The 25,039-nt window shown below is 39.7% G+C and carries 30 protein-coding genes and 2 pseudogenes; 1 reads left to right on the forward strand and 31 read right to left on the reverse strand.

All coding sequences use genetic code 11. The annotated features are described in order from the left end of the window. Positions 1-47 precede the first annotated feature (47 nt). The 17 genes and pseudogenes from DWZ38_RS16805 to DWZ38_RS16880 all read right to left on the reverse strand — a co-directional run bounded on the left by DWZ38_RS16805 (position 48) and on the right by DWZ38_RS16880 (position 15,503). Positions 48-983 carry an AraC family transcriptional regulator gene (locus DWZ38_RS16805; RefSeq protein ID WP_021926386.1) on the reverse strand — a complete coding sequence of 312 codons (936 nt, stop codon included), beginning with the start codon at positions 981-983 and terminating at the stop codon, positions 48-50. A gap of 48 nt (positions 984-1,031) precedes the next feature. Continuing rightward, on the reverse strand, positions 1,032-1,832 hold the full coding sequence (locus tag DWZ38_RS16810; RefSeq protein ID WP_021926385.1) for a class I SAM-dependent methyltransferase: 801 nt from the start codon (positions 1,830-1,832) through the stop codon (positions 1,032-1,034). 280 nt (positions 1,833-2,112) lie between these two features. Beyond that, positions 2,113-2,294: pseudogene (locus DWZ38_RS22915) on the reverse strand (metal-dependent transcriptional regulator); the annotation flags it as partial. Between the two features lie 21 nt (positions 2,295-2,315). Beyond that, on the reverse strand, positions 2,316-4,064 hold the full coding sequence (locus DWZ38_RS16820; protein WP_117854267.1) for an ABC transporter ATP-binding protein: 1,749 nt from the start codon (positions 4,062-4,064) through the stop codon (positions 2,316-2,318). Positions 4,065-4,069: 5 nt separating this feature from the next. Then, positions 4,070-5,833 (reverse strand): ABC transporter ATP-binding protein, encoded by a 1,764-nt coding sequence (locus DWZ38_RS16825; protein WP_021925323.1) that lies wholly within the window; start codon positions 5,831-5,833, stop codon positions 4,070-4,072. 109 nt (positions 5,834-5,942) lie between these two features. Next, positions 5,943-6,578, reverse strand: coding sequence for an AraC family transcriptional regulator (locus DWZ38_RS16830; protein ID WP_021925322.1), 636 nt, complete (start codon positions 6,576-6,578; stop codon positions 5,943-5,945). Between the two features lie 215 nt (positions 6,579-6,793). Then, positions 6,794-6,967 (reverse strand): annotated as a pseudogene (locus tag DWZ38_RS16835) (tyrosine-type recombinase/integrase); the annotation flags it as partial. 120 nt (positions 6,968-7,087) lie between these two features. Next, on the reverse strand, positions 7,088-7,441 hold the full coding sequence (locus DWZ38_RS22920; RefSeq protein WP_243000322.1) for a hypothetical protein: 354 nt from the start codon (positions 7,439-7,441) through the stop codon (positions 7,088-7,090). Next, positions 7,399-8,652, reverse strand: coding sequence for a recombinase family protein (locus tag DWZ38_RS16840; protein WP_243000323.1), 1,254 nt, complete (start codon positions 8,650-8,652; stop codon positions 7,399-7,401). The genes DWZ38_RS22920 and DWZ38_RS16840 overlap by 43 nt, the downstream gene beginning before the upstream one ends. Then, the gene (locus tag DWZ38_RS16845) at positions 8,649-10,340 is read right to left on the reverse strand and encodes a recombinase family protein (RefSeq protein ID WP_117854268.1); all 1,692 of its coding nucleotides are present in this window, start codon (positions 10,338-10,340) and stop codon (positions 8,649-8,651) included. Before DWZ38_RS16845 ends, DWZ38_RS16840 begins: the two co-directional genes overlap by 4 nt. A gap of 1 nt (position 10,341) precedes the next feature. Then, a complete protein-coding gene (locus DWZ38_RS16850; RefSeq protein ID WP_117854269.1) occupies positions 10,342-12,033 on the reverse strand; it encodes a recombinase family protein in 1,692 nt (563 codons plus the stop codon). 108 nt (positions 12,034-12,141) lie between these two features. Further along, the gene (locus tag DWZ38_RS16855; protein WP_015568866.1) at positions 12,142-12,390 is read right to left on the reverse strand and encodes a DUF6870 family protein; all 249 of its coding nucleotides are present in this window, start codon (positions 12,388-12,390) and stop codon (positions 12,142-12,144) included. Next, positions 12,371-12,751 carry a type II toxin-antitoxin system PemK/MazF family toxin gene (locus DWZ38_RS16860; RefSeq protein WP_015568867.1) on the reverse strand — a complete coding sequence of 127 codons (381 nt, stop codon included), beginning with the start codon at positions 12,749-12,751 and terminating at the stop codon, positions 12,371-12,373. The genes DWZ38_RS16855 and DWZ38_RS16860 overlap by 20 nt, the downstream gene beginning before the upstream one ends. Positions 12,752-12,903: 152 nt before the next feature. Continuing rightward, positions 12,904-13,077 carry a hypothetical protein gene (locus DWZ38_RS16865; RefSeq protein ID WP_226840949.1) on the reverse strand — a complete coding sequence of 58 codons (174 nt, stop codon included), beginning with the start codon at positions 13,075-13,077 and terminating at the stop codon, positions 12,904-12,906. Between the two features lie 253 nt (positions 13,078-13,330). Next, the gene (locus DWZ38_RS16870) at positions 13,331-13,804 is read right to left on the reverse strand and encodes a sigma factor-like helix-turn-helix DNA-binding protein (RefSeq protein ID WP_172677496.1); all 474 of its coding nucleotides are present in this window, start codon (positions 13,802-13,804) and stop codon (positions 13,331-13,333) included. A gap of 431 nt (positions 13,805-14,235) precedes the next feature. Further along, on the reverse strand, positions 14,236-15,162 hold the full coding sequence (gene trxB / locus DWZ38_RS16875; RefSeq protein ID WP_117854270.1) for a thioredoxin-disulfide reductase: 927 nt from the start codon (positions 15,160-15,162) through the stop codon (positions 14,236-14,238). 17 nt (positions 15,163-15,179) lie between these two features. Next, entirely contained in the window at positions 15,180-15,503 is a 324-nt protein-coding gene (locus tag DWZ38_RS16880; protein ID WP_117854314.1) for a thioredoxin family protein, read from the reverse strand. 165 nt (positions 15,504-15,668) lie between these two features. Here DWZ38_RS16880 and DWZ38_RS16885 point away from each other — a divergent pair, with 165 nt between their 5' ends. Then, positions 15,669-16,352: a Crp/Fnr family transcriptional regulator gene (locus tag DWZ38_RS16885; RefSeq protein ID WP_117854271.1), complete on the forward strand. Its 684-nt coding sequence runs from the start codon at positions 15,669-15,671 to the stop codon at positions 16,350-16,352. A 116-nt stretch (positions 16,353-16,468) separates the two neighbouring features. On the opposite strand, the gene DWZ38_RS16890 is transcribed toward DWZ38_RS16885, so the two are convergent. The 14 genes from DWZ38_RS16890 to DWZ38_RS16955 form a co-directional block, all read right to left on the reverse strand. Further along, a complete protein-coding gene (locus DWZ38_RS16890; RefSeq protein WP_117854272.1) occupies positions 16,469-18,160 on the reverse strand; it encodes an FAD-dependent oxidoreductase in 1,692 nt (563 codons plus the stop codon). 1 nt (position 18,161) lies between these two features. Further along, the gene (locus DWZ38_RS16895; protein WP_117854273.1) at positions 18,162-18,482 is read right to left on the reverse strand and encodes a rhodanese-like domain-containing protein; all 321 of its coding nucleotides are present in this window, start codon (positions 18,480-18,482) and stop codon (positions 18,162-18,164) included. Positions 18,483-18,497: 15 nt separating this feature from the next. Continuing rightward, positions 18,498-18,803, reverse strand: a complete 306-nt coding sequence (trxA, locus tag DWZ38_RS16900) for a thioredoxin (RefSeq protein WP_117854274.1) — start codon at positions 18,801-18,803, stop codon at positions 18,498-18,500. Positions 18,804-18,892: 89 nt separating this feature from the next. Next, positions 18,893-19,639, reverse strand: a complete 747-nt coding sequence (locus DWZ38_RS16905) for a 3-oxoacyl-ACP reductase family protein (protein WP_005421611.1) — start codon at positions 19,637-19,639, stop codon at positions 18,893-18,895. A 155-nt stretch (positions 19,640-19,794) separates the two neighbouring features. Then, positions 19,795-19,953: a rubredoxin gene (locus tag DWZ38_RS16910; RefSeq protein ID WP_117854275.1), complete on the reverse strand. Its 159-nt coding sequence runs from the start codon at positions 19,951-19,953 to the stop codon at positions 19,795-19,797. 62 nt (positions 19,954-20,015) lie between these two features. Beyond that, the gene (locus tag DWZ38_RS16915; protein ID WP_117854276.1) at positions 20,016-20,261 is read right to left on the reverse strand and encodes a transcriptional repressor; all 246 of its coding nucleotides are present in this window, start codon (positions 20,259-20,261) and stop codon (positions 20,016-20,018) included. Further along, positions 20,218-20,580 (reverse strand): helix-turn-helix domain-containing protein, encoded by a 363-nt coding sequence (locus DWZ38_RS16920; protein WP_330385708.1) that lies wholly within the window; start codon positions 20,578-20,580, stop codon positions 20,218-20,220. The genes DWZ38_RS16915 and DWZ38_RS16920 overlap by 44 nt, the downstream gene beginning before the upstream one ends. Beyond that, the gene (locus tag DWZ38_RS16925) at positions 20,570-21,823 is read right to left on the reverse strand and encodes an HD domain-containing phosphohydrolase (protein ID WP_117854277.1); all 1,254 of its coding nucleotides are present in this window, start codon (positions 21,821-21,823) and stop codon (positions 20,570-20,572) included. Before DWZ38_RS16925 ends, DWZ38_RS16920 begins: the two co-directional genes overlap by 11 nt. Before the next feature lie 229 nt (positions 21,824-22,052). Continuing rightward, entirely contained in the window at positions 22,053-22,805 is a 753-nt protein-coding gene (gene yaaA, locus DWZ38_RS16930; RefSeq protein ID WP_117854278.1) for a peroxide stress protein YaaA, read from the reverse strand. After that, positions 22,805-23,260 carry a thioredoxin-dependent thiol peroxidase gene (gene bcp, locus DWZ38_RS16935; protein ID WP_117854279.1) on the reverse strand — a complete coding sequence of 152 codons (456 nt, stop codon included), beginning with the start codon at positions 23,258-23,260 and terminating at the stop codon, positions 22,805-22,807. The genes yaaA and bcp overlap by 1 nt, the downstream gene beginning before the upstream one ends. 3 nt (positions 23,261-23,263) lie before the next feature. Continuing rightward, positions 23,264-23,473: a DUF6219 family protein gene (locus DWZ38_RS16940; protein WP_008708189.1), complete on the reverse strand. Its 210-nt coding sequence runs from the start codon at positions 23,471-23,473 to the stop codon at positions 23,264-23,266. 180 nt (positions 23,474-23,653) lie between these two features. Next, positions 23,654-24,082: a hypothetical protein gene (locus tag DWZ38_RS16945; RefSeq protein WP_117854280.1), complete on the reverse strand. Its 429-nt coding sequence runs from the start codon at positions 24,080-24,082 to the stop codon at positions 23,654-23,656. Between the two features lie 39 nt (positions 24,083-24,121). Beyond that, positions 24,122-24,298, reverse strand: a complete 177-nt coding sequence (locus DWZ38_RS16950; RefSeq protein WP_243000325.1) for a sporulation initiation factor Spo0A C-terminal domain-containing protein — start codon at positions 24,296-24,298, stop codon at positions 24,122-24,124. 283 nt (positions 24,299-24,581) lie between these two features. Further along, a complete protein-coding gene (locus DWZ38_RS16955) occupies positions 24,582-25,016 on the reverse strand; it encodes a hemerythrin family protein (protein ID WP_117854281.1) in 435 nt (144 codons plus the stop codon). Between the last annotated feature and the right edge of the window lie 23 nt (positions 25,017-25,039).

The raw sequence follows: 25,039 nt of genomic DNA on the forward strand, positions 1-25,039 counted from the left end.
GCCAAAAAATGACACCTCCATTCGGAAGGTGTCACTATGATTTTCTTCTACTTTTTTTCCTTTCGATAGGCACTTGGTCTGCAGCCTATCACCGCATGGAATGCCTCTGAAAATTTGCTTGGATTCTGATAACCCATTTCCAGCGCAATTTCGCTGATTTTTTTATCTGACTGGCGCAAAAGCTGTGCCGCCCGATGCATTTTGTAACTACGCAAATATGCATAAGGTGATTCGCCATAAATTTGCCTGAATCCATCTTTTAACTGTGTCAGACTTAAATTGTGCTCCAATGCCAGTTCCTTCAGATTGGTCCGGTGTTCCATATCCTGTACCAGATGCTCCCTGACATGCTTGATCCGCTTCACGGTCACTCCCGAAATATAGTGCTGGTTCTCCTCAAAAAGAGTTTGTCTGAATTGGAAATGATAAAGGAGCTCCAAAATCTTCAGCCGCAAAAAGGGCAGAGACGGACGATCCAGATGTGTATACAGTTCCTGATATACATGCTCTATTTCCGCATTGCGGCGAAATACCGGGGATCTTGATTCAAGAGAATATTTCTCTGTGATTGCCTCCGCACTGATTTGAAAGGCCTGAAGCTCCGGTACATCCTTCATGACCTCCGGAAACAAAATAATAGTGGACCCATAAAAGTAGTTCAAGGGGAAGGAAGACGCGATTGGCGGGTGCATCTGGCTGTTCAGGGTAATATCGCCTTCTCCCAAATAGAGATAATTCCGGCTGTCAAACGCACATTCAAACCGCCCCTTCCGGCAATGATTGATCCCGATTACATTCTGCTTTTCACCGCTTCGGAAACAGCTCTCAGAAGAAAAATCTACAACCATGAGCTGTACTCCCGGAAAAATGTCATACAGCCACATATCGGCGGTGCCATCCTTTACCTGAAAATCCACATAGGTCACAAAGGATTCCTTCCCCGGTATTTTTTTGTCCTGTCTTAAATAATTCAATTTCTCCATGGCTGACGCATCTCCTATGACAAAGCTGAATGGCAGTTTATATCTATCCTATTTTCTCAGTATTACCAGCTTGTTAGAAAGGTTTTTAACAGGCTGTATCCATCCAAGCAACTTATAGACAGGATACAGTTCCTTCATCCCTTCGACCAAACTCACATCCTCGGCCCATGTAAGCCCCGACACCATGTTCTCCAGTTCCTTCCCGCTTTTCAGACCCCAGGTAAAACGAGCCTTACTGGCCTCAATCGATTTCTCCTTCATGTGCCGCATGATAAAAGGATTCATAATCTCCATAATGATCTCCGTATGTTCGAACCGGCTACAGATAATGAATAGAATTTTCTTTATATCCGCCTCGGTTAAGTACATGACTAGCCCTTCGATCACAACAAGCACTTCGCCCGTCGGATCTTCGATTTCCGCTGCCCAGCTCTCATCCATAGCGGACTTGGCGATCATGGAGATACGCCCATGTTCGTTCAGAAAACGCCGCCGGATGTCGATCACCTCCGGCAGGTCCAGATTGTACCAGCGAACCTGTCCATTATCCAGCCGGTAGACCCGTGTATCCAGGCCACAGGCGATATTAACAACAGTTGCATCCGGATGTTCCTCTAAAAAGGCACCCACCATCTGATCCAACAGAATGGTGCGGGCAATCACACCGCTGCTCATGGCAGCATCCTTCTCCGCCTTGGAAAAGTCATAGTCCAGCTGCTTCACGATCTCTATAGCCTTCGCATCATAAAATTTATGTTCCTTCTTCTGAGAATGGGCCGCCCGGGCAAACAGAGTCTGCATCATGGTTTCCGGGACGCCATGAATCTTTACTTTTTCCATATCTGTCATGTATGAGCGCCCTCCTTATAGTATAGTTAGTCAAAACTAATCATAGTTTACAACACCAACCCGGAAAAGTCAATTTGTATTCCTTGTGTAGCCAGGGCCATGATGGATCACACCATGAATGGAGGTTCAGCCGTGGCCTTTTTCTGTTTTTCTTTGCGGATACAGCCATTTTTCCACCTTCTAATTGTAGTATTAGTAGAGGGAGAAATAGAAGGTAGGGTTTCGATAGCAAGCGAGTACCCGCTTGCGATTTTTCGGATTTTCAGGTCCATTGCCCGAAAATGAAAAATTCTTCATCCATTGTTAAAAAGCCGCCTTCCCGCAAAACCTTCACTGCGTGGCTAATACTCGGTTTGGAGAACCCCATATGTCGGGCAAGATCAACGGAGCGCACCATACCTTTGTTTTTTGGAGCATGAGAATAGCCTCCAGATAATCCTCGCCCGACGCACGAAGTTTTATTTTGTTTCTCCTGTGTAGGTGCTATGCAATACTCCAACCCTCGGCCTGTTCACGGATGTCAATGAACCGACGATACAAGCCGTTTTGCTGAATCAGTTCAGTGTGTGTTCCTTGCTGTACGATTTGCCCTGCATCTACGACTAAAATCTGATCTGCGTGTTCTATCGTTGCCAGCCGATGTGCAATTACAATAACAGTTTTACCGACTGTAAGTTCACTGATAGCCTGCTGAATTAAATGCTCATTTTCCGGGTCGATACTTGCCGTAGCCTCGTCCAAGATAACAATAGACGCATTTTTTAAGATAGCCCTGGCAATGGAAATACGCTGCTTCTCGCCGCCGGAAAGGGTTGAACCGCCTTCGCCAATGACCGTGTTATATCCATCCGGAAGCTGTTCAATGAAATCATGGCATCTGGCTTTTTTTGCAGCTTCTACAATTTCCTCATGAGTGGCCGCAGGATTACCAAACCGGATATTATTTTCAACTGTATCATGGAACAAATAAACCTTTTGAAATACCATAGAGATATTTGACAACAAGCTATCACAGGTCATTCTACGGACATCCACGGTTCCAACAGATACAGTTCCTGCGTTTACATCATAAAATCTTGCAATCAAATTGCAGATTGTAGTCTTGCCGCTGCCCGACGGCCCGACAATCGCGGTTGTACTACCTTGTGGAATTTGAAAGCTGACATTTTTCAGTACGGGCTTTTCGTCATACGCAAAGGACACATTATCAAATTGAATATCAGCGTTTTTCAGCTTAATATCCTGCCCATCTTTATCAATGACATTGGCATTTTCAATTCGTTTCAGTTTTGAGAGTGTTGCGTCAATAATCTCCAGCACATGAGCAGCATTGTTCATGGCCTCTACGCTACTGAAAATCATAAAAGAAAACATATCCATCATCAACATGACCGGCAAATCCATACTGCCACAATAGGTCAGCCATGCAGATACTGCAACAACGGCAATGGAAACGGCTTTCAGAGAAAAGAGGTGCAGACAGTTATATGGCATATATTCCTTTTCGATTTTTATATTGATTTTTTTGCTGTCGCTATAAGCCTTGCGAATACCCTCGATGGCAACGCCATCCTGCTTAAATGCCTTTACTACCTGCATACCACGCAAATACTCAATCGAGCTTTCCACCATATCATCTTGTGCCTTTTGATGAACAGGTGCGTTTTTGTGGCTGTGTTTTTCCAGAAGATTTAGAAAGAGCGCAGACAGCAGCACACCGATCAGCGAAATGAAGCCCGCAAGGGGGCAGTAAAACGCCAGACACAAAATCAGAACAATCACCGTTATATAGCCATTGACAACTGTATTTATCATGTTCGTGGCAAACATCTCCATAAATGACAGATCGGTAGTCACGGCAGAGGATAATTTGCCCATATTATTCTGACTGAAAAAGCCGAGGGACACACGTTTCAGAATATCCCCCAATCGGATTCGTTCTGCTGCGGTTGCTTCATATCCTACGCTGTCTTGTGTAATGGCCCGTAAGTAGGAAAACAGAAACCGCCCAAGTACGGAAACAATCATAGCAATGAGCAGGAGCCATATTGTAGCGGGATTTAATTCTGACTTCCCATTAAAATCATCCAAAACAGCACTTAAACCATAGGTCGCCAGCATAATCGGAATAGCGGTGAAAATGCTATGCAGGAAAGCATAGATGAAGCCTATATAAATACGCTTCTTGTATTGTCCAGTCCAATCAATCAGACGTTTTACAATCTTGAACATATCTGTTACCTCCCTTCCTTTGACCCGGCAGACCAATTCTTTGCACCAATATGCGCGTTCCACATATCCCGATACAAGCTATTTTCCGCAAGCAATTCCTGGTGTGTTCCGCTGGCCTGCACTTCGCCCTCTTTCAACACAATAATCTGGTCAGCATTTTTGATTGTAGAAAGGCGGTGAGCAATCACAAGCAGGGTTTTCCCCTTTGTCAGTGCCGCGATTGACCTCTGAATTTTTTCTTCATTCTCCTGATCGGTAAATGCTGTGGCTTCGTCCAAAATTACGATAGGCGAATTTTTTAAGATCATTCGTGCAATAGAAATTCGCTGTTTCTCGCCCCCGGACAGGCGGTTTCCGGCATCACCGGCCATTGTGTCATATCCGTGTTCCAGATTCAAAATAAACTCGTCACAGCAGGCGGCTTTAGCGGCAGCGAATACTTCTTCGTCACTGGCCTGCGGATTCCCAAGGCGGATATTCTCTTTGATAGAGCAGTTAAACAGGAAATTATCCTGTGTAACAAAGCTGACGGTATCTGCCAACTGCGACAGGGGAATTTTGCGGATGTCTGTTCCTCCAATCGTAATGCTCCCGTCCGATACATCCCAAAAGCGGGCAATCAAACGCGCAATCGTAGATTTGCCGCCTCCAGAGGGGCCAACCAAAGCCGTAAATTTACCCTCTGGAATATCCAAACTGATATGTGACAGGACGTTATTTTCCTGTGTCTGATCGTAAGAAAAGGCCACCTCTTGTAAATGAATGTCATAGTGGGTCAACCTTACATCTGTTTTTTCATCGGGCAGTTCTGATACGCTTAACAGCTTGTCAACATCATGTACGGCATACTCCACAGTTTTCATTTCATTCACATAGGTAGTAAAGTTCATAAGTGGGCCAACAATGCCAAGGGACAGAATCAAACAGATTACTAAATCCTGCGGCGTAAGAGTGCCGTTGTAATAAAGCAATAGGCCAACGGGAAGTGTGCCTAAAAATGTGGATGGCAAAACCGCACTTCCAAAATTCATCAGTTTCCAAGTGCTTTGATACCATTTCAACGTGTAGTCCTTAAAAGACTCGACAGCGTGTGCAAATTTTTCATAGGAAGTGGAGGACTGATTGAACGCTTTAATGACTTCGATTCCCTCCACATATTCAACAATTACGCCATTGACATAATTGTTGGATTCCATATAGTCGGCGTATTGCTGATTAAAGTTTTTCATCATCATCGCGTAAGCAACAAAGGCAATCGGAACGGTAATCAGCATAGATAGCGCCATACGCCAATCAACACAGACCAAATAAATGAATACTGCAATGGGGAGCAAAAGATTTGAAATACATTCCGGTATCATGTGGGCCAGCGGAAGTTCAATCGTTTCAACGCGGTCTACCAATACATTTTTCAGCTTTCCGACAGATTCCCCCAAGACCGTTCCCAGAGGTGCTTTCATCAAGCGCTGAGCCAGACTTAAACGAATATTTTCTAAAATCGTATAAGCCGAGATATGCGAAAGTGTTGTGGAAATTCCATAGAACACAAAGCGCAAGGCATAAGCGCCCAAACCAATCCAGCACCACATCCAGACGGTTTCCATTATTGGCGCACCGCCTATAAATTGCGTAATGATCTGATATACGCTCAAATATGGAACCAGCCCTGCTATTACAGAGATAATGGCACATAGAACAGATAATATTATTTTCAGCCTACACTGGGCAGCAAAAGAAAACACAATACTAATCCAGCTTTTTTGCTTCATTGGTGCATTTCCTCCTAAAAAAAGAATAGAGAATGTCATTTCCTGACACTCTCTATTCTAAAATTTTTTTTGATGCTCTGCCACTCCACGCAGTTTCGTTTCACTCTAATTAGATTTTGATTTTTCGATATTCCAGCGGTGTTTTTCCCTTTATGCTCTTAAATGCTTCCGAAAATTTGCTGCTATTGGCATACCCTACCTTACCGGCAATAGACGTGATGGATTCATCCGTTTGGGTAAGAAGTGTGGCAGCCATGTCCATACGATAATTTCTCATATATGTAAAGATGGCAGTTCCATAGACACCCTTAAAGCAATGTTTTAACGCAGACACAGATATGTCAAACTGCCCAGACAATTCTTCCATCGTGTAATGTATTTCTGGATTAGCAGTCATTAGCGCCATAATCGCCTTTACTTTTTCAACCTGGGTCTTATAAAAATAGGGTCTTGTTTCCCCAATCGTGGATGGGTCAATCATCTTTAGAGAGATCAGCAATTCCAATATTTTCACCCGAAGATATTCTTTGCGGATGTATTCCGGCACATGATAAAGTTCGTTAAAAATATGGTCTGGAAATATATCTCCATGCATAATAAATGGCCGCGTTGCCAACTGGAACACTTTTTCTATTTCGGATAAGTCAATAGAAAACAGATCAAGCAAATCACTCATACTATCTGTGGCTTCTGGAACAGAAATCGTAATAGTAATGCCGTGGCAGACAAATAACACACTTATCATTGCTTAAAACTCCTTGAAATGCTGTATTTACGCTGTTTGCAGGCATTTTCCGATAATCTTCAATCCTGTCATTTTCCTGTATATCACAGCATAAATTCGTATATTTTCTTATCCAAATTTAGTAACTTCTTAGTAATAATCAGCCTGGAAAACAGGCTTTCTAAGAACCTTATAATCAGATTATTCTTAATTCTTTTTTCTATTATTTTATCATACTATGCCAGTTTTGCAATCCTATTCATCTCTTCTTTTGCATCAATTAATCCCAGATGCGTATATACATTTAACGTAACCCCTATATCAGAATGTCCCATTAAATATTGGAGTGCTTTCGGATTCATTCCAGCTTTCGCCATATTGGAACAATATGTATGCCTGCATACATGTGGATGTGTCAAGTATAGGACAAAAAAATTTTATTTTTTTCTGCCGAAGACTATCTGACGCTTCCATCAGGTAGTCCCAGCACCTTTATTATCTTATGATAAGTCATTCTTGTCCTGCTCAAGTTACCTCTGTTCCGAAAAAATATCGTCAAAATTCCATTCGATTTCAATTTCATCCTGACTATGAACACGAATCACCTTGATAATCTCACGCAACTTCTCTGTATCGAACTTCTGAATTCCCAAGAAATCTTTTAGTTTTATTTTATCAGAAAGTTCGTTTTGTTCAAGAAGCTTTTTACTATTCTCTGCATCTTCTATCTTTCGTTTTATTTCATCCAGCTGTACACTTATCTTTTCAGCTCTCTGCTTATACAAATCACGATCTATACGACCATCTTTATAATCATCATAGAGCTTCATCTTTTCCGAGGTCAACTGTGCAATTCTGAGGTATTGATCTCTTTGTAGTCGCATTGCCTTTTGGCAGATACTTTCTTTTCTTTTTCCAACATTGACGCTGCATACTGATGAACAAGCCCAAGGATATTCTCCTCCAGCGGTTCCCGCCGGATCACCAGACTTCGACACACAGGATCACCATTGGTTCGGGCATCTGAGCATTTCAGCAGATGCTCTGTTTCTTTTAACAGAGAATGCCCACAGTTGGCACATAGCAGCAATGCCGGCTGTTTTTTACGTCTTTCCAGAGTAAAATTAGTGCGTGATTCCGCAACACTTCTCTTCTTTTTCGGATGCATTTCATTTGCTTTTTCAAACAATGCCCTGTCTATAATTGCCGTATGATGATTTTCCAGGCGAACCCATTCTGTTTCCTCATTTAGAACTGCTTTATGACCGGTATGCATACTGCAACGTGTTTTTCCCCAGATTCTGGTTCCAATATAAATCTCATCCCGTACAATTGCCGCTACTGTCGTAGGGCTCCAGTGTTTCTTTTTGATCGTGTCAAACCTCTGGAACTGCACCTGATCCCCTCTTGATAATTTCTGCTCATCACAAGTGGCAATCGCCTGTCTGTTCAATTCCCTTGTAATATCTGCAAAACTTGTTCCCTCTGCTGCCATCTGAAAAATCATTTTCACAACTTTTGCAGCTTCCGGATCAACTTCCAGCCTTCCATCTTTTCCTTTTTTATAGCCATATCTGGCATTTACCGGAAGGCGTGTGCCGTTTTTTGTTCTTGTCTGCATTGCTGATGAAATTTTCTTGGACAAATCCAGACTATACATATTGTATACCAGATTCTGCAATGCTACATTCATTCCACCAGTCATTCCGCTGCTTGCTGCACTGTCATAGCTGTCATTAATCGAAATAAATCGTATTTGTAGAAGTGGGAAAATATATTCAATATAAAATCCAACTTCCAGATAGTCTCTTCCGAATCTGGAAAAGTCTTTTACAACTACACAGCCGATTTCTCCGCTTTTCATGTCATCCTGCAGCTGTTGAAATCCATGCCGTTTAAAATGAGTACCGCTGACACCGTCATCCACATATTCCAGGATGTCAGCCTCAGCTACACCCAGCTGATCAATCACAAATGATTTTAACAGAATTCTCTGAGAAGTTACACTGTCGCTCTCTTTTTTGGCTCTGCCATCTACATTGTCATCTTCTGCGGATAAACGGATATAAACAGCTGTTTTTCTATGATCTGTCATCTTGACTGCGCCTCCTTCTCTTTCTTTAATTTCTGTAAATCTGCAAACTGATCGTCATATACCAGCTTGATCTCATAATCATACTTACCATGGATAATAATTGAATCCACAAAGGCATCTGCCATTTCTTTTGTCAGCTTACGCTTTGACATATAAGTATGTATCACATTTCCCCAGCCTTCTTCAATGTGGTAATTCTGGGAATACCGAACCTGTGCCGCCAATACAGTGTCCAGACGGCTCTTGATATTCTCAATTTCATTGGAATAGATCCGAGAAAACTGTATGTACTCTTCTTCTGTAATCAAACGTTCTGAGTAATCTTCATATAAATCCGATTTACGCTTACTGATACGGCTCAGTTCCCGTCGAAGTTTCCCCACCTCTTTATCCAAAAGCAGGTACTGTGTCTGATTTTTGGAAGCTGCATTCATTTCCTGAATCATTTTTTCTGTATCCAATACGGTTTTCATATGCGTTTGAATCAGGCGAAGAACATCGTCATCCACATATTCTTTTCTGACTCTGTGCCCTTTGCATTGCTTTCCTCCGGATTTATGGTTAGTATTGGCTCCGCAGATATAAAAGAATGTGCCATTTCTTTCTCTGGACAACGTCATGCGGTTGCCACAGCCTCCGCACCATATCTTTCCTGTATAGAAATTATGGTTTCTAATAGCTCCATTGTTCTGCTGATGTTTCTTCTTATAAGCTTCCGTATATTCCTGGATTTTAGATTGTACCTGTTGAAACAACTCTCTATCTATAATCCCTTCATGCGTGTTCTCCACATGCACCCATTCACTCTCTGGTCGATTTCTCTGTTTATTTCCCTGGAAAACACTTTGCTGATATTTTCCAAATACAGAATCACCTGTGCAATGAACATCCTGAAGAACTCGTTTCACTTCATAATTGTTCCAGGGTTTTGACTCCGGAAGCGGCTTTTCACCGGTTTTATAGAATTTTCTCTGTAAAGTCGGCGATAAAACTCCATCTTTATTGAGCTGTCTTGCAATATCACTATAGTTCCCGCCATCCATATACATAGAAAATATACTTTTCAAATGTTCTGCAGCTTCTTCATCAACGATCAGCTGATGATGGTCTTCTTCTGACTTTCTGTAACCATACGGTTCCCAGGCACTTGTAAATTTTCCTTTTTTCCAAAGAGCTTTTTTTGCGCTGCTGCTCTTTTTGGCAAGGTCTTTCGAATAGAACTCATTGATAATATTCTTCAGTGGAACTGTAAGATCCACACCCTCTCTGAAGGAATCGAAATCATCTGTCACAGCCAGGAATCTTACATGAAAAAACGGAAATACTCGTTCAATATAGTTGCTGGTTTCGACATAATTTCTTCCAAGTCTGGACAAATCTTTTACAATAACACAATTGATTTTTCCATGCTTGATATCTTCCATCATCTGTACGAATCCAGGACGGTCAAAATTTGTACCTGAATAGTCTGAGTCCTTATAAACTTCCGCAACCGAAATATCTTCCGTATCTGCTACAAAGTTTTTCATCAATTCCACCTGGGTTTCTATCGTCCCTCTTTCTAATGTTTCTTCTGTTTCCATTGAAATTCTGGCATACAATCCTGCCCGGAATGGTCTTCTCACCTCTGTCTGGACGGTTTCACTGCCGACTACTTCCGGAATGTTTTTCCTACTCTTTCGTGCCATTTTATACAACTTCCTTTACCTTGACCTGCAGATTATTATCATCATCTATTACCGTATCAACTCCCATAGCCGGTAATTGATTCAGCAATGTCTGATAACAATCATCAAAATCAAAAGTGATCTCTATATTCTTTTTATCATATACTCTGATTTTCCTGATCAGTTCTACCACCACTGTGCGGGACAGTTCTTCAATATCCTGATATTTCACAAAATAATCCAGCCAGGTATTGGCATTGTCTGCTTTTTCCAGCTCACTATCCATTTCTTTCTGGATTGCACGGATACTCTCTTCCGCATTTCTAAGCCTCTTTCCATAGGCTGCATGAAGCTCTACATAGTCTTCTTTTGATACAATGCCCTCTTTCATATCCGAATAGAGCATCATCCGTAACTCCTTACAACGTTCTGTCTCCTGTTTTTTCTTCTCCAGCCTGTCCTGCAGCTTCTTCATATTGATCTCCTGAAATGGCACAGTACCAACAAATTCCAGGACTCTTTTCAGGTGCAGGATATTCTGGATATGCTGTTTCAGCATCACCAGTACGGCATCTTCCAGATCCTTTTCCGGTATTCTATGACTAGAACAGCGTTTTGTTTCTTTATTTGCGGAACATAGATAATAAGCATATTTTTTCCCTGCCACAGTAGAAACCTTTCTTGTCATAGGTGCACCACAATCCGCACATACAGCAATTCCAGATAACAGATATACTTGCTTTTGGTCAGGCGAAGTACGTGTATCCATGCCCAGAAGTCTCTGAACAATTTCAAAATCACGGTCACTCACCAATGGCTCATGATTTTTCTCAATCCGGATCCAGTCATCTTCCGGTTTCACATAAGTCTGCTTCACTTTATGGTTCGGTGTCGTCCTTTTTCCCTGCACAAGGTTTCCGATATAAACCTCGTTTTCCAGTATCCTGCGGACGGTAACGGAACTCCAAAGTGCCTGTTCTTTCTGCCGGAAGCCTGTTTCATAATGACTGCCACTGCTGATTTTATACTCAAATGGGGAAAGAATACCCAGTTCATTTAAACGATTAGCAATCGCATCCTGACTCATTCCCTGCAGCTTCATCTTAAAAATATCCTGTACTACACTGCCTGCAGATGGATCAATCTCTAATTTATGCTTATCTGTCTTTGTCTTCCTGTATCCAAAAGCTACAAACGGAGTCACGCATTCGCCTTTTTTCCTCTTAATCTCAAGATTACTCCTGATCTTAATAGAAATGTCACGGCAATAAGCATCATTGATTAAATTCTTAAATGGGATAATAATTTCGTCTGCCTGATTCTTTCCCTTGAGACTGTCATAATTGTCATTGATGGCAATAAAACGCACACCAAGAGCCGGGAATAATCTCTCGATATACTTCCCAGAATCAATATATTCCCTTCCAAATCGTGATAAATCTTTTACCACTACGCAATCTACAATTCCACGCCGGATATCTTCCAGCATTGCCTGGAATGCAGGACGATCAAAATTAGAGCCTGAGTAGCCATCATCAACTCGGACTGAAACAACTTTTATATCTTTTTTGTCTTTCAGGAAATCCAGAATCAAAGCTTTCTGGTTAGAAATGCTGTTACTTTCCAGTTTTGCTGAACTGGAAATATCGCCATCTTCTTTAGATAATCTGACATAGATGGCGGCATGATAGATTTTATTGATATTCTGATACATATCTTACCTCCTTTTATTACGTCAGAAAATCCATGTAATAAAAGGGGGCTGCATAATTTGTCCTTACCGACATTCTAACACAGTCCCCTCAATCTTGCCAGTACTTTTTCAGACACTCAGAAGCATATTCTCAAATGCCTGCTCCATAGATATACCGTTATTGGCAAATCTGACTTTTACTTTCATATTGCCGATCCGGACCAAATATGGATTTCCTACTTTATTCAGAAAAATATCTCTCCGTTCCTGAAGCGATTTATTTCTGTCTGCTTTTATCATCCGTAGATCAGTCATTTCATTGATATCTACATCACTGAAATCCTGCTCCAGATAGTTTCTATATTCCTCTGCCGTCATGCCCTTCTCCTTCCATTCCCATCTGAATCTGTACTGCTTTCAGTACCCGATCCAGGCTCCACTTGTTCACTCTTCCGCATTTCTCAATAATACATTTCGTAGAAATGCTCATAACCTGTTCAGCCAGTGCCAGGCTTCCTTTTCGGATTCCCGTCATATCATATTTGCTGATAAATACATGTGTTGGCAAATACCGTTTCTTATAAATTCTTGATGTCAGCGGAACTACCGTTATGACTGAACTGTATGTATTGGCTTTATTATTACTCACTACGATCACCGGTCTTACTCCACCCTGAACAGATGTTGTAGGAAACATACCGAGATCTGCCCATAAAATATCTCCTCGGCGGATTGTCATTTGTCCTCTCTCCAATCTATTATTTTTATTTGTAAAGCATCCATAGCGCTATATTGGCTCCACAGGAATACGGCAGAGTTTCTTTCCCATAAGGAAAGCTCTGCCGCATTCCTGTGGAGCCAATTTGATTATTAAACAGTGCTCGCTCGATTCTATTTATCCTCGATACCCCGAATCGTTACTCCCGCATATGCAGGAAGGGAATAATAACCTGCCCGGATGCATACTCCGGACCACAACCCGGAAACTCTCGTTTCCAGGCTCCAGCAGTTCATAGGTTTACCAGTTACAGACTTCTCAGGATCTGCAAGTGTATCGCATCTCATACATATCATCGCATCACCAGCCTGCCAGCTGGCTTCGGTCAGTGCTTTTTCGCAGCATTACAGACTGAACTAAAAATCTTGGTTTTGTCTTATAATCCTATAGCGGCATCTTCCTCGTGCTCTCTGCATGAAATGTCACGTCAGTTATTATTGGATATTCAGTTATCATGGTTCATTTTAGGAAGTCCTTTAACTTCCTCTAATTACTAAAGTCAAATGACTTTGGCAGATGCAAAAGATTTTAAAAAATTTTTTAAAAAAATTTATTCATATACATTTCACGCATCTTATTAAGAGTGGATTTCAGCTTGTATGACAGCATCTGTCTGGAAATCCCCATAATCTCCGCCATCTGTGTCTGTGTCTTGTTTTCAAAGAAAATGCCATAAATAATCATGCGTTCCTCTGAGTTCAGCTGATTGATCACTTTGTGAATATCCTGCTGTTCCATTTTTGTCAGTACACAGTGCTCCACATCGCAGTTCAGATCTGGAAAATCCTCAATCATGAAGCCTTCTCCATCAATGGACTGACCGCTGTAAGGTACTTCTCTCAGCATCTTATCCACAACCTCACCCAGTTCGTTCTTAATCTCAACTTTTTTTGCCTTGCTGCTTCTATAAAAATTATTCATCGCATACGCAACTTCTTTTGTAATCTCGATCATTTCTCCATCAATATTTGCGTAATACTTTCCTTCATAAAAATATGGGTGTTCAATATACATATCCGTTCCTCCTGAATTTGAAATCTTGTTGCTCGTTTCAAATCCAGAAGGCGGACCTCTGTTTAGGATCATGCCTGCTCCGCCTTTATCCTGCCGGGATACGCCCGCAGTTATTGGCTGAGAAATTCAGGCACGAAAAAAAGCCCCAGTAGTTTTTTCTTAACTACTGAGGCTTTCGTCTCTTTCTTGTATTCAGTTATCTATGCCTTCTTTCATCAGCATAATCATTGTATCAGGATAAAGTTCACAAAGTATCCGCAATACGTTCCCATAAGTTCATGTCATTATTGAAATCGTACATATTTCAGTATAAAAAGTTCACTATTCAAATTCTGATTATTTATAGTTAATATGGTCTATCAAAATGACTATTTCCTGTTTCATTATTTAACTTAACAAAACAATTCCTATGCTAAAAGGCGGAGTTCACTTTACATTTTCCCCATATATTTTTCTGCCATATGTACTGCCATAGCACCATCTGCCACAGCTGTTACTATCTGACGAAGTAACTTTGTTCTGACATCTCCTACAGCATAAACACCTGGAATACTCGTTTCAGTATTTTCACCTGCTACAATATATCCTTTATTATCCAGTTCTATCTGATTATCTAAAAAATCTGTTGTCGGTTTTCTTCCTATACTCACAAACAGCCCGTCACATTCTATAATGTTTTCTTCTCCTGTAACTGTATCTTTCAACCGCACACCAGTCAATCGTTCTCCATAAATCAGTTCATTTACTGTATTATTCCATCGAAACTCTATATTTTCAGTTTTCATCAGCTGATCATGGTAGATCTTCGTTGCACGTAATGTATCTCTACGATGAACAATGATGACTTTCTTAGCAATTCGACTTAAAAGAGCAGCATCTGATACAGCAGAATTCCCACCACCAACAACCACCACGATCTTATCTTTATAAAACATACCATCACAGGAGGCACAATAAGCAACCCCATGACCTATCAATTCTTTTTCTTTAGCGAGACCAAGTTCTCTTGGATTTGCTCCAGTAGCAATCACTACTGTTTTCCCAATATAAATTCCCGAACTAGTTTCTACTCTCTTAAGCTTTCCTGTTAAATCCATATTATAAACTTCTGCATATTCACTTTTAGCACCATATTTTTCCGCCTGTTTTTGCATTTTCTCTGCCAATGAAAATCCGTCAATTCCATTTTCAAAACCAGGATAGTTATCAATCTGCCAGGTCAATGACATCTGACCACCTGCAGATAATTTTTCTATAACAATTGTATCAAGTCCTGCTCTGGCTGCGTATAATGCTGAAGTATACCCTCCAGGTCCTCCCCCTACGATAATCATATCGTAAACATGATTTTCATTCATACAACAGTCCTCCTATTTTATTTTTCCAAAGCTTCATTAATAAAGTTTTCTATCATTTTTTTTGATTCGGGTGCAACAATAGAATCTATTGCCTTTCCATCTCGATATAAAACCAGCGTAGGAATTATCTCAATCTTTTCAGCTTCTGCAATCTGTGGTTCTTCATCAATATTTACTTTTCCTGCAATAAGAATATCGCTGTATTCTTCACTTATTTTTTCATAAGCTGCTCCAATTCTACGGCAATAACCACACCAAGGTGCCCAGAAATCAACCAAAACCGGTTTTTCTTTATGAATTAATTGTCCAAACTTTTCTTTATTTATATTTATTGATGTCATATTTTTCAACTCCTTCTCCTGTTTGAACTTAATATACCTCATAAAAAGTCTTACTTCAGTGATGATATCACGGAAAGACAATTTACTTTATTACACTTCTTTTTATTTCTATTTATGGCATATGCCAGTTATATAATTGACGCATCTAAAAAAAGCAAGTATACTATGTTCGTAAAGGAGATAACGGTTATGAGCTTCGAAAATTATTTTCCAGTATGGAATGAATTAAATACAGCACAGAAAAAACTAATTTCAGACAATTTAATCACACAGGTTGTAAAAAAAGGAACGATCATTCACAACGGAAACTTGGACTGCACTGGATTATTACTGGTTAAATCCGGGCAACTTCGAACCTACATACTTTCAGATGAAGGACGGGAGATTACACTTTACCGTTTGTTCGATATGGATATGTGTCTTTTATCCGCCTCATGTATCATGCGCTCCATTCAATTTGAAGTAACCATTGAAGCAGAAAAAGATACTGATCTTTGGATTATCCCTGCTGAAATCTATAAAGGTATTATGAAGGAATCTGCTCCTGTCGCAAACTATACCAATGAGTTAATGGCTACCCGTTTTTCTGATGTCATGTGGCTGATTGAACAAATCATGTGGAAGAGTTTGGATAAGCGTGTTGCTTCATTTCTTTTAGAAGAGACCTCTATTGAAGGTACAAATGAATTGAAAATCACTCACGAAACTATCGCCAATCATCTTGGTTCTCACAGGGAAGTTATCACTCGAATGCTTCGATACTTTCAAGGCGAGGGGCTTGTCAGACTCTCCCGCGGCAAAATCACAATCCTTGATTCGAAAAGACTGGAAACTCTACAAAGATCATAAAACTGATTTCTATAACATCTAAAGAATCCTCCATTTATCAGAATTATAAAAGTCATTCTAATAAATGGGGGATCTTTTTATACTACGAAAAAATTATAAAAATGTTTTGTTTATTTCTAATAATCCATACCACATGCATATGACTTTTCAATCAGCGTACGGTCATTGACCACTGCATCATAGAAACGAAATCCGCCGGAAAAGTTATATGTTTCATATCCATTTCCTTCCAGAATACGACTCGCAATATAACTGCGCAGCCCACTCTGGCATACCAGATATACAGGTTTTCCTTTCTCAATTTCATTGATCCGTTCCCTCAGTTCATCTACAGGAATATTTTTGAATCCATTAATATGCCCCCTGCTAAATTCACCTACAGTTCTCACATCCAGCAACACAACACTTTTATCTCTAGAAATCTTATCCATATCTTCCAGATGCCATTGTTTTAAGGTACCTTTTGCTATATTGTCTATCATGAATCCTGCCATATTTACAGGATCCTTGGCAGAGGAATAAGGCGGTGCATATGCGAGATCCAAATCCTTCAGCTGGGTTGCCTTCAGCCCTGCATGAATTGCTGTTGCCAGCACATCAATACGTTTATCAACTCCTTCATATCCAATAATCTGAGCGCCAAGCAAACGATAGGTCTCTTTTTCAAAAACCACCTTCATGGTCATCACTTTTCCACCAGGATAGTAATCGGCATGACTCATAGGAGAAAGAATTACTGTATCTACCTCTAATCCTGACTTTTTGGCATTGGTTTCATTGATACCTGTAGTGGCTGCTGTCATATCAAATACTTTGATAACGGAGCTTCCCTGACTGCCCAGGTAACGACTATCACCACCACAAATGTTATCCGCGATGATCCTGCCCTGTTTATTAGCAGGTCCCGCTAAAGAAATCAGCGCATCATCACCCGTAACATAATGTTTTACCTGAACTGCATCACCTGCTGCATAAATATCCGGTACAGAAGTTTCCATTCTGTCATTCACTACAATACTTCCCTTGATGCCAAGTTCCAGACCAGCTTCTTTTGCTAATGCTGTGTCTGGTGTGACTCCGATTGCTAGCACCACCATATCAGCCTGAAGGGATGGATTATCTTTTAATAAGATCTCCACTCCATTGTCTTTTCCTTTAAATCCTTCTACTGTATAGCCTAGTACCAGTTTTATTCCATGCTTTCTCATTTCATTATGGATCATGGATGCCATATCCGGGTCAAATGGATTCATCAGCTGCTTAGGCCGCTGGACAATCGTAACATCCATGCCAAGCTCCCTCAAATTTTCTGCCAGCTCTAAACCAATAAAACCGCCGCCAGCCAATACAGCCGATTTTGGATGATTCTTATTTATATATTCCTTTATCCGAAAAGTATCTTCTACAGTACGAAGTGTAAATAGTTTATCAATACCTACTCCAGGAAGTCTCGGCTGTGTTGGCTTTGCACCTGGAGAAAGGATCAGCTTATCGTAATTTTCTTCAAATATTTCACCGTTTTCTAAATTCTTCACTGAAACAGTTTTACGTTCCGGATGTATGGAGATAACTTCATGATGAATTTTCATATTAATACGGAAGCGTTTAAAAAAGCTCTCAGGTGTCTGTAGTGTAAGTTCTTCCGGATCTGTGATCACGTCTCCAATATAATATGGAAGCCCACAATTCGCATAGGATATGTATCCGGATCTTTCAAACACAGTAATTTCTGCATGTTCATCCAGTCTTCGTATTCTTGCAGCAGCTGTAGCTCCTCCGGCTACACCTCCTACGATTATTACCTTCATCTTATTTTTCCACCTTTCCTGAATAAGCAGCAATGCCACCGATATTATTTACTTTAGAATATCCCATTCGTTGCAACAACCCTGTTGCTTGACGACTTCGGGCTCCGGAATAACAGTATACAAACAGTGGAATTTCTGTATTCTTCACTACTGAAACAACATTGTTAAGTTGTTGTAACGGTACATTTTTACTTTCTGGTATATGCCCTTCCTGATATTCCTGCGGAGTACGTACATCCAGCAGAACTGCACCAGCAGTCCTTTTATATTCCTCTATCCCTTGATTAATATTCGCCTGTTTAAGGAAATCAAAAAATCCCATTAGTGCACCTCCTCCTTAAAGCATTTCTAAAATTGCATTCTTAGGTCTCGCACCTGAAACCTGTTGTACGATCTTCCCATTCTTCATAACCACCAAAGTTGGGATACTCATAATACTAAATTCACTTGCCAGTTCAGGCTGCTCATCCACATTGATTTTACCAACTCTGATATCAGGGCGTTCACCTGCAATCTCCTCTATGATAGGAACCACCATACGACAAGGAGCACACCAAGGCGCCCAAAAATCCAAAAGGACAGGTTTATCAGAATTCATTACTTCACTCTGGAAATTATTTTTATTGATATTAATTGCAGTCATTTTATAATCCTCCCTATCATTTCTTTGTGGCTTTATTATAATCTGATTTTTATTTCTTTTCTGTGATGACATCACCATACCACATTGACTTAACTTCTTGCCATACCATCTACACTTAATATAACACCTGTAATGTAACTCGCCTCATCTGAAGCAAGAAACACAAATGCATTGGCAATATCTTCTGGCTGTCCAAGACGACGCAATGGAATTCTTTCAATCATAGGTTCGATAACTTCCTTTGGCACGGCCTTCATCATATCAGTTTCTGTAATCCCAGGTGCAACAGCATTAACACGAATACCTTTAGGTCCTAGTTCTCTTGCTAATGATACAGTCAATCCGTTTACTGCAAACTTCGATGCCGGATAAGCAAACCCACTTGGCTGTCCCGAAATACTCACCATGGAAGAAGTTGAGAGAATGACCCCCTTGCCTCTTGCCACCATACATTCTGCTGCTACACGAGTAGTATTAAATACTCCTTTTACATTTAGATCCATGACTTTATCAAAAGTCTCCTCTGTATAATCCATAAATGAGGTGTTTTCTGAAATCCCTGCATTATTTACCAGTATGTCGACACATCCATATTTTTCAGTTGCCTCTTTAAAAGCCTTTCTGACAGACTCCATGCTTGCCAGATTTGGACTAATTCCAGCAACTATTGCATTGGGATATTTTTCTTTTAATTTATCTACAGCAACGTCTGCCGATTCCTGTGAACTTGCTGCCAACACAACTGAAGCACCTTCCTTCAAGAATTTATCAGCTGTAGCAAATCCTATACCACGGCTTCCACCCGTAATGATTGCAACTTTATCTTTTAATCTCATTTAGACTACCTCCTTACTTTGTTTGTAGTTACATTATAAGCTAAAGGTAAATCATTTTCTGTGATATCATCACAAACTATCGCAATAAAAAACCCTGTTGCTCACACACGCACCAGGGTTTTTGTTTATCTATCCGTATTTAAATAATCAGAATTTTATTCAACTTCTGAAAACTGATCTTTTCCAACATTACATAATGGGCATTCAAAATCTTGTGGAACGTCCTCCCACTTTGTTCCTGGTGCAATACCACCTTCTGGATAACCTTCCTCTTCATCATATTCCCATCCGCAAACGTCACATACATATTTCATTAGTTTGTTCCTCCCTTTACCTTCTCCCTGCATTTTTGGCAAATACCTTTAAATGAAATATCCTAATCCAAAAATTCGATTCCATGAGTGTTATGAATTCTTTCCAGCAAATCCGGTATTTCATCCATATCCACATCTGAAACTTCACCGCATTTTGTACACCTGACATGGTAATGATTTTTCAATGAAAAATCGAACCTATTCGCTCCATCCGGAACTTCAACCTTCCTTAACGAACCCTCATCTACCAATATATCAAGATTTCTATATACAGTTCCTTTTCCGATTGTAGGATATGCTGCTTTTATATCTTGCGTTCGATTGTTTCCAACTCCCGCCGTTTTTTTCTATCAGTTTTTTCTGATTTAACAACTTATCTTCTATCACGTCGATGTCTCTGTTTCCCAAAAACTCTCCAATCTGACCCAATGGCATATCCAAAACGCGCAAGTAACGAATCGTATTTAAAACCTCAAACTGACGTGCACTATAATAGCGATAGCCTGTTTCCGGATCTGTGTATTCTGGTTTCAACAGACCTGCCTGTTCATAATGCCGCAGGCTGCCAACACTGATATGAAACATTTTTGCCACATCACCAATCTGGAATAATTTTTTATTCTCCAAGCTGTTTCTCCTCATGAATTATGTCTGTCATTTTCTGATCAAAACAAGCATCAACCTGTGAAGCGATTTCTCCATCAAGCCATCCTTTTTCTACCATATCATTTAAAATACCGTAAGCTTTTTCATGTGGCATTCCCTGTTTATACGGGCGGCTTTCTGTCAGTGCCTGATAAATATCGACACACGCCATGATGCGTTCCTGTGTGTTTAATTCAGCAGCTGTTTTTCCAAATGGATAGCCTGTCCCGTCCAGTCTTTCATGGTGAAAGGCAGCCCAGTCACATATCTCTTCAAAATCATCGATTTCTGACAGAATAGAATAAGTATATGCTGCATGGTGTTTCATAACTGCAAACTCATCATCCGTCAGTCTTCCCGGCTTCTCCAGAATTTTGTTACCTATGGCAACCTTTCCAATGTCATGCAGCGCTCCTGCAAGATACATTTTCTGCATTGTCTCCTCATCAAATCCCATAAATCTGGATAATTTCTCAGCATCTGCCGCCACACCTATGGAGTGTGTACTCGTAAATGGTGATTTATAGTCTACGATGCGTGCGAAAAATTTCGCCAGTGCTTTAATCTGTTCAAAGCTAAGATCTTGTTTTGTACGCGGCACTCTGTTCCATAAACGAGTCTCCACATCTTTTTCTCCAAGTGACAGAAAATGTTGTTCAGAAAAAGCATGTCTAAATGCTTCTATACATTCTTCATCCGCTATAGAACCTGTGATTTCCTGAAGAAATGCTTCTACCTTCTGCCAGGTGTCTGAATCAAAAGAATCACTGCAGCAGACCTGGTCAAGCAGATCGCATAGATGGATAATTCGTGCAAAAACCGGTACTTCTGTCCATTTTTTTCCAAAAGGTCCACTTCCATCTGCATTCTCATGATGATACAAAATGACATTCTTTATATCCGTATGGGATGGAATGTCTTTCATGTTCTTCTCACCTGCCGCACAGTGAATTCCCAGCTCCAGTGGAATCGCCGAACCTATTGCACTTGCAATATCATTGTGTAATTCTTCCTGAATATATTGAGTCAGTGCATTATCATGTAACAACGCACCGGCTGTCAGATCCTGCAGACTCTCCCCCTGAATTCCCATCTGTTCTGCCATGCAGACACTCATATATGCAACACGCTTCGCATGCTTATCTGTTACATGCACTAACTCTGCTTCCACACAGTCCAATGCATAGGAACACGCTCCCAACAATCCCAAAACATCTAATTTCATCCCCTTTTGTCTCCTGTCTGTATTATATATCTGACTGTTATTTTATCACAAAAAATTTATATAAAAAAGGTTTCATTATTATTTATACAAAAATAACAGGCAAATCTTTATCTGCATAATTATCAAATAAAAGACGGGATTGTATATCATCATTATTATATTGTCAATAATATAGTAATAATTCTCATTATTACTAAAAGATGCTCATGCTGAGCATCTTTAATCTAAATCATTGTTCTATTTTTCGTTCAAAAACATATTCAGTATCTGATGATAAATCAGACCGGAATGAATAACCAAGTCTGTCGAATTTCTTAATATCCACTGGATTCTCAATATTATTTTCTGCCATAAATCTGACCATTTCACCACGAGCCATCTTGGCATATGTACCTTTTGTTACCATTTTATCTCCAGAAGCTTCACAAAATGTAACCGAAATATATCTGTCCTGTGGTGTCAAATACTTTTCTATACATTTTGAGTATTCTTTTGATGCAAGATTAATGATAATCCTGCTGTCATCTATTACTGAACGGTATAACAAGTCACCCCAGTACTCATACAGATTTTTGGAATCTCCAATCCTGATCTTTGCCTGCATTTCCAAACGATAAGGTGTCACACCATCCATTGGTTTCAGAGCACCATAAAATGCAGACAATATTCTCAAATGATTTTGCACATACTCAAGCTGCATATCTTCAAACACAGATGGTGCCATATATTGAAAAGCAATTCCTTCATATGATAAAACAGCCGGACTGAGCATCTGATAAAGATTCATATTTCCCAATCTATTGAAATTTTGTTCTGCAATCTTGTCATTACATTTCCAAATTCCTTTCAGTTCCTCTTTTGACTTACTTTTCAACCAACTTTGTATCTCTGTCGTCTTTTCAATAAATTCAGGCAATGCATCCGGTTCAATACTGTCAGTATCTGTAATCATCTTTTTAGCAGGGGATAATATTATCTTCATTAATCTAATTCCTTGAGCATATTTTCAGGATCATCTGCAGCCTTGACTTTATCATTTGCCTTTATAATAATCCCCTGTTCATCAATAAGATATGTGGTTCTTACTACTCCCATAGAGACTTTGCCATAATTTTTCTTTTCTTTCCAGACATCATATGCTTCAATAACTTTACGCTCCGGATCTGCTAATAGAGTAAATGCCAGTCCGTATTTTTCTTCAAATCTCTTGTGAGACGCTACAGAGTCCTTGCTTACTCCGAGAATAACAGCTCCCTTCTCAGTAAACTGTGGATAACGCTCAGAAAAGCCACATGCCTGCTTCGTACATCCTGGTGTATTATCCTTTGGATAAAAATATAAGATCACTTTTTTTCCTGCATAATCGCTTAATTTATGCACTTCTCCGTTCTGATCCGGCAATTCAAAATCCGGTGCTTTTATTCCTAACTCTAACATTTACTATTCCTCCGCTTTTGTATTTTTCACCTGTTTTCTTGTTCTTTTATTACCCGAAATCATTTTATGACCAGAATAGACTGCCATAATCATACATATCAGAGAGCCAAATGCAAAGTATTTGTGTGCTGCTTTTAACCCTTTATATCCTGTATAAAAAGTTCCAATCATTGTGATTAAAGCTCCTACTGACCAATATTTATGTGCTTTCATGTAATTCCTCCATTTTTTCAGTGTATTCAATTCTAATTATATGCTACCATATTCCTATGTCAATTTGATAATAGAGCATTCCTATAAAACTTTTTCAAAATATCATTGTCAAAACTATGTATTGTTATCCTTTAATTTTTCTTTGAAATAATTGACAAAAAGTTTGCTTTCAGGAGATTACTATTTAATCTTTTTTCCATCTATATATAGTTGAAATTTATCAGGATTATTGACAACATCATAGTCCTTTCCGTATTCTACAGGTCTATATTCGGCTGTCATTACCGATTCCCCGTCTTCAATATCCTCTTTCCATAAATAGATGTTCATATCAATGCTCGTCGCATATCTTCTGTCTGTGGAAAATTTTGTCGAATGAAAAGAATCATCCTTGTACATCTGCAAAAGTTTTCTTGCAAACGCTTCTCTATCCTCTATATCTTCCCTATTTGCGACCACGGTTATATTTTCATCCCGATTTACAGAAAAAGTTCCAACTACATCTGGTTCGCCTTCTTTATGACTGGATTCAAATTTCCCATAAATACTTCCTGCAGCAATTATCAAAATTGCTGTTCCTGAAATTACTGCAATTATCTTTTTCTTCATATTTTTAATTTCCTTTTAATTTTTTTACTGCGTAATTGATTACTTCTTCCGGTGTGGGCTGTCTCCTTTAAGTGTCATTTTCTTCCATTCTTCCTGTACAGCCGGGTCAGGATTATCAAATCCTGCATCTATGGCTATCTGCATTTCTCTGCGTACTTCTTCTGGTGTTGTGTTATACTTTTCTGCAATCTTCTCATATATAGTTTTCTCTCTCATTCATTTTCCTCCGATATATAAGTGGAATTATATCTTGTTCTATAAAATCAATTTAGCATATTTCTGTTGGCATGAAAAGAAACTTTACAACTTAAAATTGGATAAAAAGGACAAAAAAGAAGAGCTGCTTGCTCTTCCCATATAGTAGTAAAATAATATGTCATGCCGGCGCAATATATTACCTAGAATATCGTTATAACAGGAAAGGGGCTGCATTGTGACAGCCCCTAGTTTACTTCATCACGTTGTCTACATTCTGAATGAACTCGTTCCCTGGTTTATTTTAGCATTGGTCTGGATTTTGTTTCATAAAGATAAATTTTGCCACAGAGCGGTCGTATGTTTTAATGTGTCCAAACAGCCAGTCGATTACATTTTTCTGTACAAGTTCACTGAACCGATCTGTCGGTCCTTCATACTCCTGAAGGTATTCATACAGTTCCTGAATTGTCTTTCTAAACTCTTCATGTTTTTCATAATGTTTTTCACGCTCTGGATAACCGGATTTTTCCTGAAGCTTTTCCTCTTCTTTGAAATGAAAGTCAGTATATTCATCCAGATAATCCAGCATTTTGATTGCTTTTACTTTGCTGTCACCATTTTGACAGGCAGTTACAAAGTTCTGGATACGGTCGATCAATTCTTTATGCTGGGTATCAATTGTTTCATTTCCTGTTACTAAATTGTCATCAAAGGTAATGTTTAAATCGTAAGTCATAATTTGACCTCCATTTCTTTTAT

Source organism: Ruminococcus sp. AF31-8BH, from assembly GCF_003460605.1.
GTDB classification, from domain to species: Bacteria; Bacillota; Clostridia; order Lachnospirales; family Lachnospiraceae; genus Blautia_A; species Blautia_A acetigignens.

Bases quoted from the DNA above. Each gene is read 5' to 3' on its own strand.
- DWZ38_RS16870 (WP_172677496.1), bottom strand. From the start codon at position 13,804: ATGTATATTGAACACCCATATTTTTATGAAGGAAAGTATTACGCAAAT.
- DWZ38_RS16905 (WP_005421611.1), bottom strand. From the start codon at position 19,639: ATGAGATTAAAAGATAAAGTTGCAATCATTACGGGTGGAAGCCGTGGT.
- DWZ38_RS16840 (WP_243000323.1), bottom strand. From the start codon at position 8,652: ATGACAGATCATAGAAAAACAGCTGTTTATATCCGTTTATCCGCAGAA.
- DWZ38_RS22920 (WP_243000322.1), bottom strand. From the start codon at position 7,441: ATGCGACTACAAAGAGATCAATACCTCAGAATTGCACAGTTGACCTCG.
- DWZ38_RS16860 (WP_015568867.1), bottom strand. From the start codon at position 12,751: ATGACAATCCGCCGAGGAGATATTTTATGGGCAGATCTCGGTATGTTT.
- DWZ38_RS16910 (WP_117854275.1), bottom strand. From the start codon at position 19,953: ATGAAATATGTATGTGACGTTTGCGGATGGGAATATGATGAAGAGGAA.
- DWZ38_RS16955 (WP_117854281.1), bottom strand. From the start codon at position 25,016: ATGACTTACGATTTAAACATTACCTTTGATGACAATTTAGTAACAGGA.
- bcp (WP_117854279.1), bottom strand. From the start codon at position 23,260: ATGTTAGAGTTAGGAATAAAAGCACCGGATTTTGAATTGCCGGATCAG.
- DWZ38_RS16820 (WP_117854267.1), bottom strand. From the start codon at position 4,064: ATGTTCAAGATTGTAAAACGTCTGATTGATTGGACTGGACAATACAAG.
- DWZ38_RS16885 (WP_117854271.1), top strand. From the start codon at position 15,669: ATGTTCGTAAAGGAGATAACGGTTATGAGCTTCGAAAATTATTTTCCA.
- DWZ38_RS16805 (WP_021926386.1), bottom strand. From the start codon at position 983: ATGGAGAAATTGAATTATTTAAGACAGGACAAAAAAATACCGGGGAAG.
- DWZ38_RS16880 (WP_117854314.1), bottom strand. From the start codon at position 15,503: ATGACATCAATAAATATAAATAAAGAAAAGTTTGGACAATTAATTCAT.
- DWZ38_RS16865 (WP_226840949.1), bottom strand. From the start codon at position 13,077: ATGAGATGCGATACACTTGCAGATCCTGAGAAGTCTGTAACTGGTAAA.
- DWZ38_RS16940 (WP_008708189.1), bottom strand. From the start codon at position 23,473: ATGAAAGCACATAAATATTGGTCAGTAGGAGCTTTAATCACAATGATT.
- DWZ38_RS16825 (WP_021925323.1), bottom strand. From the start codon at position 5,833: ATGAAGCAAAAAAGCTGGATTAGTATTGTGTTTTCTTTTGCTGCCCAG.
- DWZ38_RS16810 (WP_021926385.1), bottom strand. From the start codon at position 1,832: ATGACAGATATGGAAAAAGTAAAGATTCATGGCGTCCCGGAAACCATG.
- trxB (WP_117854270.1), bottom strand. From the start codon at position 15,162: ATGAATGAAAATCATGTTTACGATATGATTATCGTAGGGGGAGGACCT.
- trxA (WP_117854274.1), bottom strand. From the start codon at position 18,803: ATGACTGCAATTAATATCAATAAAAATAATTTCCAGAGTGAAGTAATG.
- DWZ38_RS16850 (WP_117854269.1), bottom strand. From the start codon at position 12,033: ATGTATCAGAATATCAATAAAATCTATCATGCCGCCATCTATGTCAGA.
- DWZ38_RS16830 (WP_021925322.1), bottom strand. From the start codon at position 6,578: ATGATAAGTGTGTTATTTGTCTGCCACGGCATTACTATTACGATTTCT.
- DWZ38_RS16855 (WP_015568866.1), bottom strand. From the start codon at position 12,390: ATGACGGCAGAGGAATATAGAAACTATCTGGAGCAGGATTTCAGTGAT.
- DWZ38_RS16845 (WP_117854268.1), bottom strand. From the start codon at position 10,340: ATGGCACGAAAGAGTAGGAAAAACATTCCGGAAGTAGTCGGCAGTGAA.
- DWZ38_RS16950 (WP_243000325.1), bottom strand. From the start codon at position 24,298: ATGAGAGAGAAAACTATATATGAGAAGATTGCAGAAAAGTATAACACA.
- DWZ38_RS16890 (WP_117854272.1), bottom strand. From the start codon at position 18,160: ATGAAGGTAATAATCGTAGGAGGTGTAGCCGGAGGAGCTACAGCTGCT.
- yaaA (WP_117854278.1), bottom strand. From the start codon at position 22,805: ATGAAGATAATATTATCCCCTGCTAAAAAGATGATTACAGATACTGAC.
- DWZ38_RS16945 (WP_117854280.1), bottom strand. From the start codon at position 24,082: ATGAAGAAAAAGATAATTGCAGTAATTTCAGGAACAGCAATTTTGATA.
- DWZ38_RS16895 (WP_117854273.1), bottom strand. From the start codon at position 18,482: ATGGGATTTTTTGATTTCCTTAAACAGGCGAATATTAATCAAGGGATA.
- DWZ38_RS16925 (WP_117854277.1), bottom strand. From the start codon at position 21,823: ATGAAATTAGATGTTTTGGGATTGTTGGGAGCGTGTTCCTATGCATTG.